This is a genomic window from Pseudomonas sp. NBRC 111119, assembly GCF_001320125.1.
Lineage (GTDB): Bacteria > Pseudomonadota > Gammaproteobacteria > Pseudomonadales > Pseudomonadaceae > Aquipseudomonas > Aquipseudomonas parafulva.
This window is the reverse complement of record NZ_BCAV01000068.1, coordinates 57038-68846: the sequence shown is the minus strand read 5'-3', so window position 1 is coordinate 68846 and position 11809 is coordinate 57038. Positions and strand designations below refer to the sequence as shown.

The 11809-nt window shown below is 62.0% G+C and carries 12 protein-coding genes; 9 read left to right on the top strand and 3 right to left on the bottom strand.

Annotated elements, in window-relative coordinates; genetic code table 11:
• The first annotated feature begins 188 nt into the window (after positions 1-188).
• Both rhtA and APH25_RS22825 read left to right on the top strand, forming a co-directional pair.
• Positions 189-1076: a threonine/homoserine exporter RhtA gene (gene rhtA / locus APH25_RS22830; protein WP_060483509.1), complete on the top strand. Its 888-nt coding sequence runs from the start codon at positions 189-191 to the stop codon at positions 1074-1076.
• Between the two features lie 189 nt (positions 1077-1265).
• The gene (locus tag APH25_RS22825; RefSeq protein ID WP_028632588.1) at positions 1266-1547 is read left to right on the top strand and encodes a hypothetical protein; all 282 of its coding nucleotides are present in this window, start codon (positions 1266-1268) and stop codon (positions 1545-1547) included.
• 44 nt (positions 1548-1591) lie between these two features.
• Here the strand turns inward: APH25_RS22825 and APH25_RS22820 are convergent, their stop codons facing one another.
• The 3 genes from APH25_RS22820 to APH25_RS22810 form a co-directional block, all read right to left on the bottom strand.
• A complete protein-coding gene (locus APH25_RS22820) occupies positions 1592-3400 on the bottom strand; it encodes an aminopeptidase P family protein (protein WP_060483507.1) in 1809 nt (602 codons plus the stop codon).
• A 144-nt stretch (positions 3401-3544) separates the two neighbouring features.
• Positions 3545-3922 carry an antibiotic biosynthesis monooxygenase gene (locus APH25_RS22815; protein ID WP_028632586.1) on the bottom strand — a complete coding sequence of 126 codons (378 nt, stop codon included), beginning with the start codon at positions 3920-3922 and terminating at the stop codon, positions 3545-3547.
• Between the two features lie 98 nt (positions 3923-4020).
• Positions 4021-4584: a helix-turn-helix domain-containing protein gene (locus tag APH25_RS22810; RefSeq protein WP_028632585.1), complete on the bottom strand. Its 564-nt coding sequence runs from the start codon at positions 4582-4584 to the stop codon at positions 4021-4023.
• 83 nt (positions 4585-4667) lie between these two features.
• Here APH25_RS22810 and APH25_RS22805 point away from each other — a divergent pair, with 83 nt between their 5' ends.
• The 7 genes from APH25_RS22805 to APH25_RS22775 all read left to right on the top strand — a co-directional run bounded on the left by APH25_RS22805 (position 4668) and on the right by APH25_RS22775 (position 11804).
• A complete protein-coding gene (locus APH25_RS22805; protein WP_028632584.1) occupies positions 4668-5597 on the top strand; it encodes a DMT family transporter in 930 nt (309 codons plus the stop codon).
• 143 nt (positions 5598-5740) lie between these two features.
• Entirely contained in the window at positions 5741-8656 is a 2916-nt protein-coding gene (locus APH25_RS22800) for a monovalent cation/H+ antiporter subunit A (protein ID WP_060483505.1), read from the top strand.
• The gene (locus APH25_RS22795) at positions 8656-9000 is read left to right on the top strand and encodes a Na+/H+ antiporter subunit C (RefSeq protein WP_043213881.1); all 345 of its coding nucleotides are present in this window, start codon (positions 8656-8658) and stop codon (positions 8998-9000) included. The genes APH25_RS22800 and APH25_RS22795 overlap by 1 nt, the downstream gene beginning before the upstream one ends.
• Positions 8997-10682: a monovalent cation/H+ antiporter subunit D gene (locus APH25_RS22790; RefSeq protein WP_060483502.1), complete on the top strand. Its 1686-nt coding sequence runs from the start codon at positions 8997-8999 to the stop codon at positions 10680-10682. The genes APH25_RS22795 and APH25_RS22790 overlap by 4 nt, the downstream gene beginning before the upstream one ends.
• Complete coding sequence (locus APH25_RS22785) at positions 10679-11167, top strand: Na+/H+ antiporter subunit E (RefSeq protein WP_060483501.1); 489 nt, start codon at positions 10679-10681, stop codon at positions 11165-11167. Before APH25_RS22790 ends, APH25_RS22785 begins: the two co-directional genes overlap by 4 nt.
• Positions 11164-11442 carry a K+/H+ antiporter subunit F gene (locus tag APH25_RS22780; protein WP_021783192.1) on the top strand — a complete coding sequence of 93 codons (279 nt, stop codon included), beginning with the start codon at positions 11164-11166 and terminating at the stop codon, positions 11440-11442. Before APH25_RS22785 ends, APH25_RS22780 begins: the two co-directional genes overlap by 4 nt.
• Entirely contained in the window at positions 11439-11804 is a 366-nt protein-coding gene (locus APH25_RS22775; RefSeq protein WP_060483500.1) for a Na+/H+ antiporter subunit G, read from the top strand. Before APH25_RS22780 ends, APH25_RS22775 begins: the two co-directional genes overlap by 4 nt.
• Positions 11805-11809: the final 5 nt, after the last annotated feature.

Genomic DNA, 11809 nt, shown 5'->3' with positions numbered 1-11809 from the left:
AACGGCTCAGCTTGCTTCGCGTTGCTGCATCGTTGGAGTGGTGCGCATTATAGGCTGTTATCTCAGGGGGTCAACCTTTAATTTCAATTTTTAAAGGCCACCTGAATGCAAGGCACGCCTTGCCGAGCGAGCAGCAATTGCGCACTATACTGCGCAACCGCCCCCCCCTTTATGGAACACCCCTCGCTATGAACACCCCGCCCCGCAGCCTGGCCGCTACGCTGTTCCCCATCGGCCTGCTGTTGATCGCCATGGCATCCATCCAATCCGGCGCGTCATTGGCCAAAAGCATGTTCCCAATCATTGGCGCCCAAGGCACCACCGCCCTGCGCCTGGTGTTCGCCAGCGTCATCATGTTGCTGATATTGAGACCCTGGCGGGCCCGCCTCAATAGCCGAACCCTGCGCAACGTAGTCATCTACGGCCTGGCCCTGGGCGGTATGAACTTCCTCTTCTATATGGCATTGCAGACAGTGCCCATTGGTATCGCCGTGGCGCTCGAGTTTACCGGCCCGCTGGCGGTTGCAATTTTTTCCTCGCGCCGCGCCATCGACTTTCTATGGATTGCCCTGGCCCTGTCTGGCTTGCTGCTGCTTCTGCCCGCAGGCCACGACGGCCAGGCACTTGACCCGACAGGTGCCGCATACGCCTTGGGCGCTGGCGTCTGCTGGGCGCTCTATATTCTGTTCGGCCAACGCGCCGGAGCCGAGCATGGCGTGCAAAGTGCAGCCCTGGGCGTGGTGGTCGCAGCCTTGTTCATTGCGCCCATCGGTATCGCCCACGCTGGCGCCACCCTGCTCACCCCAGCCGTGATCCCCATGGCGCTGGGTGTCGCGATACTGTCAACCGCCCTTCCCTACAGCCTGGAAATGGTCGCACTGACGCGGATTCCTGCACGCACCTTCGGCACGCTGATGAGCATCGAACCTGCCTTCGGCGCGCTGTCCGGCCTGCTGTTTCTCGGGGAAGTCCTGTCCATGACCCAATGGCTGGCCATCCTTGCAATCATCACTGCCTCGGTGGGCACCACGCTTTCCATGCGCAAAGCGCCCAGCCCAGCGATCGCCGCTGACTGATATGAGACATCTTTTCATTTGAGACAACGATAGTGATTGTGGCGACCGGCATCGCTGATTAAGCTGTCAAAGCACCATCATCTTCATGCTATCTAATGCATCGAACAGGGACGCTGGGAAATTTCAGGAAGAATCGTAGCGATAACGACGGAACCAGCTTGCTGATCCGTCCTGCATTTAAGGACAGGAATGAAACGTACCTTGCTCATCCTGGCCATCTTGGCTATTGCTGGATGTGCCGCCACGGCGAAGACCGAGGTAAAAAGGGGCAAGAAAGGCCTGCATATCAATTGCTCCGGCCTTTCTTCTTCATGGGACAGCTGCTACAGCAAAGCAGCCACCGCCTGCAGCTCACGCGGATACCGCGTCATTGCACGCTCAGGCGACAGCGATGAAGAGGATGGGGATTACCTGTTCGGGATCAACCCTGCGGGCTATACCAGCCGCAGCATGATCGTCATTTGCAAGTAAATGGGGCTGCCGTTGCGCAGCCCCATTCGTATGCAACAAGCGCTCTATAGCAAGGCAGTACGAGCATGAAGCCAGGCCAGCGCTTCACCCTCCAGATACGGTGCGAGCCGTTCACGCACCGTGGTGTGATAAGCGTTCAACCATGCCTGCTCTTCGACAGTGAGCCTTTCAGGCAACAAACAGCGGGTGTCGATAGGGCAGAGTGTCAGGGTTTCAAACGCCAGAAAGTCACCAAAGGCGCTTTTGCCTGCATTGCGGTTGGCCACCAGGTTCTCAATGCGAACCCCCCATTGCCCAGGCCGATAAGTGCCTGGCTCAATCGAGCTGATCATGCCTGCCTGCATCGCTGTTTGCGGTGAGGGCGTTGCCTGGTAGGCAATTACCTGCGGCCCTTCGTGCACATTCATGAAGTAACCGACACCGTGGCCGGTGCCATGACCGTAGTCCACCTGGTCGGCCCACAGCGGTGCACGGGCGATGGCGTCGAGCAACGGCGACAACACGCCCTGGGGGAATGTAGCTCGGGACAGTGCAATCATACCTTTAAGCACGCGCGTGCAATCCTGCTTCTGCAGCTCGCTGGGCTGGCCCACCGGCACCATGCGGGTGATATCGGTGGTACCGCCCAGGTACTGCCCGCCCGAATCGATAAGCAGCAGACCGTCGCCTTCGATCATTGAATGGGACTGCTCGGTTGCGCGGTAATGGGGCATGGCGCCGTTGGCATTGAAAGCCGCGATGGTGGCGAAACTCAGGGACACGAAACCGGGGCGGCGAGCCCTGGCGGCGCTCAGCTGCTCATCGATCGTCAGCTCGGTGATGGGCTCGCTGCCCAGCCGGGCCTCCAGCCAGGCAAAGAACTCGCAGAGTGCGGCGCCATCCTGCTCCATTACCTGGCGAACATGCCTCAGCTCTGGCTCCCCTTTGCACGCCTTGCTCAACGTGGTGGGGTTCGGGCCTTCGAGCAACTGCACCCCATCGCCCAGGTGGTCCATAAGCCCACACGTGACACGGGCAGGGTCGACCAACAAGCGGCTGCCACCGGGGATATCAGCCAGCGCCGCCCCTGCCTGGTCGTAATCGCGTACCTCAACACCGTCTGCCGCCAGAACAGTACGCAGGTTTTGGTCCAGCTTCCCGCTGCCGACAAACAGCAACGCCTGCTGCTGACTGATCAAGGCAAATGCGAGAAAGACAGGGTTGTAGGACACATCGGTGCCGCGCAGATTGAACAGCCACGCAATATCGTCCAGCGTGGCGAGAAAGTGCCAGTGCGCACCCTTCACCCGCATGACCTCGCGCAATGCGGCCAGTTTGTCCAACCTGGACACGGTGGCATAGGGCGGCAGGTGTTGGTAGACCGGGTGGCCGGGCAACGCCGCACGCCCCTCCCACACCTGGCCAAGCACGTCTTTGTCAGTGACCAGGCGCACACCGCGACGGCCCAGGCGCTCACGCAATTGGCGCGCCGAGGCCAACGCCATTACCGCGCCATCCACCCCGACGCGACCATTGGCTGGCGCATGCTCGCCAAGCCAATCCAGCGCTCCGGGCTGACCAGGCGAGAGCTTCATCAATTCAATGCCGGTGCCCGCGAGCTCGCGCTCGGCCTGTTGCCAGTACCGGCTGTCTACCCACAACCCGGCAAACTCGGTCATGACCACCAGCGTACCTACCGACCCATGGAAACCCGACAGCCATCGACGGCCTTGCCAATGTTTGGGCAGGTACTCTGAAAGATGCGGGTCGGCCGATGGAACCAGCAAGGCATCCAGGCCTTCGGCGGCCATGGCCTGGCGCACGCGCGCCAAGCGCTCTGGCGTAGGTTGCTCATAGGTAGGCTGCGCGTTCATGGGCTCTCCTGCAGGTGCGTCTGGGTTGATTCGTGGCACCGATAATGAAACAGCTCCCAGAGGGCTGCAATCAACATCGGCACCGGCATGCCACTAGACCGCGCACATTTCAGCATTTCAGACGGGTCCTACAACCCTCAGGCGTTACCCACGCTGTGCGTCATGCTCACCCACCTGGCAGTAGAGGGCACCGTGTGGGCCACGCGCCAGGCTGCGTAGCGCCTGGTAGGCAGCGAAATGGGCCCCGCGCGCCTGGTAGCGCTCCAGCAATTGCACATACGACTCGTCGACAAAGTAGGCCGCAGCACCGACCCACGCCTGCCGGGACTCCCACTGCAGGTATTGCAGCACCCGGCTGCCGTCTTCGCTCGCCTGTATGCTGATCGTCTGCAACCCGCTGCATTGAAGTGCCAGCGCCTCACTGCGGTTCATCAACGCTTGCGCCAGCTCGCGCTGAAACAGGCTGGGTACTTGGTATTCGATCATCTGGGTGAACCAGATGGCAGTAGGGTTTGCCGACATTCACTCTCTCCTGGCCATTGGTGCTTGGTGCGCAATGCCGGAGAGGGTAAAACCTCAACTAAACTCGAGGTCAAGTGTCTGGCCGAGATATTCGGCTTTCAGATGACGACGTTGCGCACAAAAGTGACTGCGGTTTCGCCGTCGTTCCGGTAGGCATAGCGGCAGTTACTGGGGAACACATGAAACTGCCCTTGCTGCAGCCGGTGCTCGGTGGCTTCGATGATCAATGTGAGCTGCCCCTGCGTCACGTACAACTGCTCACTCCAACCCTCGGCATCGGCCTCGCTGCGATAGCACTCGCCGGGGGCCAGGGTCCACTCCCACAACTCCACCTCGCGCCGCGCCACGCTGCTGCCCAGCAGCACTGCACGGCTTTGCGGGTGTTCACCGGCCCAGGCCAGTTCCTCGATGCGGCCAGGGTCACGCAAGTTGGGCGCCTGGATCAGTGTACTGAACGCCACACCCAGGCTCTGGGCAATCAAGTCCAGCGTGGTGAGGCTGACATTCTTTTCACCCGCCTCAATCGCCACCAGCATGCGCCGGCTCACACCAGAGCGATCGGCGAGCACGGCCTGACTCATGCCTGCCGCGTGGCGCAGGTTGCGCACATTGAGGCTGACGTGCTGCAAAACCGAGGCGCGGTGTGAAGGGTCTTTGTGCACTATATTGCTCACTTACAAGGGTTGCGCAGTATACTGCCCAGTGTGCGGCGATTGTGCGCCGCCCCCTAAGAGCATGCAAGCCCATGACGCCAGCCAGCCAACAGCCCACCCCCACCGTCACGTTTCGCCTGAGCAAGGCGGAACTGGTGCTGATATTCATCACCATGTTATGGGGTGGCACCTTCCTGCTGGTGCACAACGTGATGACCGTCAGCGGCCCCCTGTTCTTCGTCGGCCTTCGCTTTGCCGCAGCTGCGCTGTTCGTGGGCATGGTTTCTGCGCGGGCGCTGGGCGGGCTCACACTCACCGAACTCAAGGCTGGGATGCTGATCGGCGTGACCATCATGCTGGGTTACGGTCTGCAAACCATGGGCCTGCAGACCATAAGCAGCAGCCAGTCGGCGTTCATCACCGCACTCTACGTACCCTTCGTGCCACTGCTGCAGTGGGTGGTACTGGGGCGCAGGCCCGGCCTGATGCCGAGCATTGGCATAGGCATCGCGTTCGTTGGGCTCATGCTGCTGGCAGGGCCGGACAGCGGCAGCTTGCACATGAGCGAAGGTGAAGTGGTCACCCTGGTCAGCGCCATCGCCATCGCCGCCGAAATCATCTTGATCAGCCGCTTCGCCGGCCAGGTCGATGTGCGACGGGTCACCGTGGTGCAACTGGCAACGGCCTCGGTGCTGGCGTTTCTGATGGTGGTCCCGACGCAGGAACGTATTCCGGACTTCTCCTGGCTGCTGCTCACTAGTGCAGTGGGTCTTGGGGCCATGAGCGCCGTGATCCAGGTTGCCATGAACTGGGCACAGAAATCCGTATCGCCCACCCGGGCCACCTTGATCTACGCGGGCGAGCCTGTGTGGGCAGGCCTGGTCGGGCGCGTGGCGGGGGAGCGCCTGCCCGGTGTGGCCCTGTTGGGCGGGCTGTTGATCGTGATCGCGGTGGTGGTCAGCGAGCTCAAGGTACGCCGCACGCAGCCACAGAATGAACGCGAACCCCAGGCCGACCTCTAACGCTGCGGCTATGCTTTGTAAAAAACTGTTATAAAAAAACAGCTTGTCACAGCGTATTTGTAGGATTCTGCGACAGCTTGCGGGTTGGTGATCGACCCCTCCGGCACGTATGATCCTTGGCAAACCTCTCAGAATAGAACTCTATGTCATTGATAGTGCTATTGCTTCTGCCGTTCGTGGGCAGTTTGCTGGCAGCCGCGCTGCCGCACAACGCACGGAACGCCGAGTCCATTCTTGCTGGGCTCGTGGCCTTGGTCGGTACCGTCCAGGTAGCACTGCTTTACCCTCAGATCGCCCACGGGGGCGTCATTCGCGAAGAGTTTTTGTGGCTGCCAAGCCTGGGGCTGAACCTGGTATTGCGCATGGACGGCTTTGCCTGGCTGTTCTCGCTGCTGGTACTGGGCATCGGCACCCTGGTGTCGCTGTACGCCCGCTACTACATGTCTCCACAAGACCCGGTTCCACGCTTCTTCGCGTTTTTCCTGGCCTTCATGGGGGCCATGCTTGGCCTGGTCATCTCGGGCAACCTCATACAGCTGGTGTTCTTCTGGGAACTGACCAGCCTGTTCTCGTTCCTGCTGATTGGCTACTGGCACCACCGCGCGGACGCGCGTCGCGGCGCCTACATGGCCCTGATGGTCACCGGTGCAGGGGGCCTATGCCTGCTGGTGGGGGCGCTACTGCTCGGCCATGTGGCAGGCAGCTATGACCTGGACAAGGTCCTGGCTGCAGGTGACACCATCCGCCAGCACGCACTGTACCCCGTGCTGCTGCCACTGATCCTCATCGGCGCACTCAGCAAGAGCGCGCAGTTCCCCTTCCAGTTCTGGCTGCCCCACGCCATGGCGGCCCCCACACCGGTCTCGGCCTATCTGCACTCGGCGACCATGGTCAAGGCCGGGGTCTTCCTGCTGGCGAGGCTGTGGCCAGTATTGTCCGGCAGCGAAGAATGGTTCTGGATCGTCGGCGGTGCCGGCGCCTTGACGTTGTTGCTCGGCGCCTTCGCCGCCATGTTCCAGAACGACCTCAAGGGCCTGCTGGCCTACTCCACCATCAGCCATCTTGGCCTGATCACCCTGCTGCTTGGGTTGAACAGTCCGCTGGCGGCGGTGGCTGCCGTGTTCCACATCCTCAACCACGCCACCTTCAAGGCGTCGCTGTTCATGGCCGCAGGCATCATCGACCATGAAAGCGGCACCCGTGACATACGCCGTCTCAGTGGGTTGATTCGCCTGGTGCCCTACACTGCCACACTGGCCATGGTCGCCAGCGCGTCGATGGCCGGGGTACCGCTGATGAACGGTTTCCTGTCCAAAGAGATGTTCTTTGCCGAAACCGTATTCATCACCTCCAGTGCCTGGATCGAAGCCTTGCTGCCGGTCATCGCTACCCTGGCAGGCACATTCAGCGTGGCATACGCCCTGCGTTTCACCGTGGACGTGTTCTTCGGCCCCACGGCGCAAGACCTGCCGCATACCCCGCACGAGCCGCCACGCTGGATGCGTGCGCCGGTCGAGTTGTTGGTCCTGACCTGCCTGGTTGTGGGCATCTTCCCTGCCCAGTCGGTTGGCCCACTGCTGGCGGCGGCTGCCCTGCCCGTGGTCGGCGGCACGCTGCCTGATTACAGCCTGGCGATCTGGCACGGCTGGAATGCCCCGTTGATCATGAGCTTGGTGGCCATGAGCGGCGGCGTAGTGCTGTACCTGATGCTTCGCAAGCAGATGCGCCGCGGGCGCTTCGCGTACCCACCGGTGATCGAACGCTTCAACGGCAAGCGCCTGTTCGAGCACGGGCAGATACAATTGATGCTGCTGGCCCGACACGTGGAGCGCCTGCTCACCAGCCGCCGCCTCCAGGCGCAACTGTTCATGATCGTGGTGGCAGCGTTTCTCGCCGGCCTTACGCCCATGGTCTACAGTGGCCTCACATGGGGCGACCGACCAAAGATTCCAGGCTCCGGCGTGTTCGTCGCACTCTGGCTCATCGCGATTGCCTGCGCGATTGGCGCCGCCTACCAGGCCAAGTACCACCGCCTGGCCGCACTGATCATGGTCAGCGTCTGCGGCCTGATGACCTGCATCACCTTCGTCTGGTTCTCCGCACCTGATCTGGCGCTGACCCAGTTGGTGGTGGAAGTGGTCACAACCGTGTTGATCCTGCTGGGCCTGCGCTGGCTGCCAAGGCGTATAGAAGGTGTATCACCACTGCCAGGCAAATTTGACCGGGCCCGCGCCCGACGCCTGCGCGACCTGCTGCTGGCGGTGCTGGTGGGCGGCGGCATGGCAGTGCTGTCCTATGCCATGCTCACGCGGCCAACGCCCAACGACATTTCCTCGTTCTACCTTAGCCGCGCACTGCCCCAGGGCGGTGGAACCAACGTGGTCAATGTGATGCTGGTGGACTTCCGCGGCTTCGACACCCTCGGTGAAATCACGGTACTGGTCGCCGTGGCGCTTACCGTATTCGCATTGCTGCGGCGCTTCCGCCCACCCAAGGAGAGCATGCAACTGCCCACACAACAGCGCCAGCTGGCGCCCGATGTGGTGACCGACCTGGTCAACCCACGCCACGCCGCCGACACCGCCATGGGCTTCATGATGGTGCCGGCCGTGCTGGTACGCTTGCTGCTGCCCATCGCCCTGTTGGTCTCGATGTACCTGTTCATGCGGGGTCACAACCAGCCTGGCGGTGGCTTCGTGGCAGGCTTGGTCATGTCGGTGGCGTTCATCCTGCAGTACATGGTTGCCGGCACCCAATGGGTCGAGGCGCAGATGAGCCTGCGCCCACTGCGCTGGATGGGCATGGGCCTGCTGTGCGCCACCCTAACCGGTGCCGGGGCCATGCTGCTCGGCTACCCGTTCCTCACCACGCACACTGCCCACCTGCACCTGCCGATACTGGGTGATGTGCACGTGGCCAGCGCACTGTTCTTCGATGTCGGCGTGTACACGGTAGTGGTCGGGTCGACCCTGTTGATCCTTACCGCACTGGCCCACCAGTCAGTGCGCGCCTACCGTCCGGCCAACCCGGCCAAGAACCGACAGACAGGAGCCGCCTGATGGAAGAAGTCATTGCAGTCGCCATCGGCGTGCTGGCCGCATCCGGGGTGTGGCTGATTCTGCGTCCCCGTACCTACCAGGTGATCATGGGCCTGTGCCTGTTGTCGTACGGGGTCAACCTGTTCATCTTCAGCATGGGGAGCCTGTTCATTGGCAAAGAGCCGATTATTAAGGAGGGTGTGACGCAAGACTTGCTGCACTACACCGACCCGTTGCCCCAGGCGCTGGTGCTCACCGCCATCGTCATCAGCTTCGCCATGACCGCGTTGTTCCTGGTGGTGTTGCTGGCCTCCCGCGGGCTCACGGGCACCGACCATGTCGATGGCCGGGAGCGTGAGGAATGAGTGGCATGAGTCAACTGATCGTCGCCCCCATCCTGCTGCCCCTGATCACCGCAGCCATCATGCTGTTGCTTGGCGAAAAGCACCGGCAAATCAAGGCCCGCCTGAATTTGCTCTCGACCTTGGCAGGCCTGTGTGTGGCCGTAAGCCTGCTGTTATGGGTGCGCACCCAAGGCCAGGCAGAATCAATCGGCGTGTACCTGCCAGGCAACTGGCCAGCGCCGTTCGGGATCGTACTGGTACTCGACCACCTTTCTGCACTGATGCTGACGCTGACCGGCATCATCGGTTTCTGCGCCCTGCTGTTCGCCCGAGCCCGCTGGGATGGGGCCGGCGCCAGCTTCCACGCATTGTTCCAGATCCAGTTGATGGGCCTGTACGGCGCCTTTCTTACCGCCGACCTGTTCAACCTGTTCGTGTTCTTCGAAGTATTGCTGGCCGCTTCGTACGGGCTATTGCTACACGGCTCTGGCCGGGCACGGGTACGAGCGGGGCTGCACTATATCGCTGTAAACCTGTTCGCTTCGTCATTGTTCCTGATTGGCGCGGCGATGTTGTATGGCGTTACCGGCACCCTGAACATGGCAGACCTGGCCCTCAAGATTCCACTGGTGCCCGAGGCCGACCGCGGCCTGCTGCACGCAGGTGCGGCCATCCTCGCCATGGCGTTTCTGGTCAAGGCCGGTATATGGCCGCTGAACTTCTGGTTGGTGCCTGCCTACGCATCGGCCAGCGCCCCGGTGGCAGCGCTGTTCGCCATCATGACCAAAGTCGGCTTGTACGCCGTGCTGCGCCTGTGGACCTTGCTGTTCTCCGGCCAGGCCGGTGCATCGGCCTATTTTGGCGGGGAATGGCTGGTGTATGGCGGCCTGGCAACGTTGGCAGTGGCGGCAGTGTCGATCCTGGCAGCCCAGCGCCTGGAACGCATGGCAGCGCTCAGCATCCTGGTTTCAGCGGGCACCCTGCTGGGCGCTGTCGGCTTTGCGCAACTCGCCCTGACCGGTGCTGCCCTGTTCTACTTGGTCAACTCCACCTTGGCCATGTGTGCGCTGTTCTTGCTGGCCGAACTGGTCGAACGCTCGCGCTCGGCCAATGAATTGCCGCTGGACGAGGAAGAAGACGCCATGCCGTCGCCGCTGGAGTCGCTTCACCCCCCAAAAGGCATCAACCTCGATGACCAGCAAAAGGCGGTGATCGGCCAGATCATCCCTTGGACCATGGCGTTCCTCGGCCTCAGCTTCATCGCCTGCGCCCTGCTGATTATCGGCATGCCGCCGCTCTCGGGCTTTGTGGCCAAGGTGAACCTGATCAGCGCACTGTTCAACCCTAACGGCCTGGGTATGCCGGCCGAGCAGCCGCTAGGCGCGGCCGGGTGGGGCCTGGTGGCGCTGCTGGTGTTGTCGGGCATGGCTTCGCTGATTGCCTTTGGTCGCGTCGGTATCCAGCGTTTCTGGAAGCCAGACGAGCGCCCTTCACCGGTATTGCGCCGCTTCGAATGCCTGGCGGTCGTGCTGCTGCTGGCCTTGTGCATGGCACTCAGTTTCAAGGCCGAGCCATTGCTGCGCTATACCCAGGACACGGCGGCGAGCCTGCAGGCGCCGGATGCCTACATCGACGCGGTGATGGCGGCGCGGCCAATACCTGGCCCGACTTCGTTCGACGTGCAGGCTGAGGTGCAACCATGAGCCGCCTGTTCCCCGCGCCCCTGCTCTCCCTGTCCTTGTTCGGCTTGTGGCTGCTGCTGAACCTTTCGGTGAGTGCCGGCAACCTGCTGCTGGCAGCCGCACTGGGTATCCTTGCACCGCTGCTGATGGCGCCCCTGCGCCCGCAGCACGCCCACGTGCGCCGCCCACGGGTGATCGTGAAACTGATCGGTCGCGTAGGCCTGGATGTAATACTGTCCAACCTGCAAGTGGCACGGGGCGTACTGCGCGCCGGCAAACGGCCGCCCCGTTCGGCCTTTGTTCACATACCGCTGGCCTTGCGTGACCCCCACGGCCTGGCGGCGCTATCGATGATCACCACCGTGGTACCCGGCACTGTCTGGTCTGAACTGGCGCTGGACCGCAGCGTGCTATTGCTCCATGTGTTCGATCTGGAGGACGAGGCGGCTTTTATCAAGCACTTCAAGGACACCTACGAACGCCCGCTGATGGAGATCTTCCAATGACCGGCCTGCTCGCCAATGCTGTTCTTGCCAGCCTGTTCATCTTCGCACTGGCCATGGGGCTCACGTTGATACGGCTGTTCCGCGGCCCATCGGCACAGGACAGGGTGCTGGCGCTGGACTACCTGTACATCTTGGCCATGCTGACCATGCTGGTGCTGGGTATCCGCTACGCCAGTGACACGTATTTCGAAGGCGCGCTGCTGATTGCACTCTTCGGTTTCGTCGGGTCGTTTGCCCTGGCCAAATTCCTGCTGCGCGGTGAGGTGATCGAATGACCGAATCTCTGACATTGCCCTTCTGGCTCGAGCTGGTCACAGCCCTGCTGCTGCTGACCGGCAGCCTGTTCGCCCTGGTCGGCGCAATAGGGCTGGTGCGCTTGAAAGACTACTTCCAGCGCATGCACCCCCCGGCACTGGCCTCGACCATCGGCGCCTGGTGCGTGGCGCTCGCGTCGATCATCTACTTCTCTTGGCTCAAGGAAGCTGCCGTACTGCACGCTTGGCTGATCCCGATTCTGCTGTCCATTACAGTGCCGGTCACCACGCTGTTGCTGGCGCGTGCCGGGCTGTTTCGCAAGCGCCAGGCCAAAGAGCCGGTACCCGAAGAAGTCAGCAGCGGCCTGGACAGCGGCAACTGAGCCTG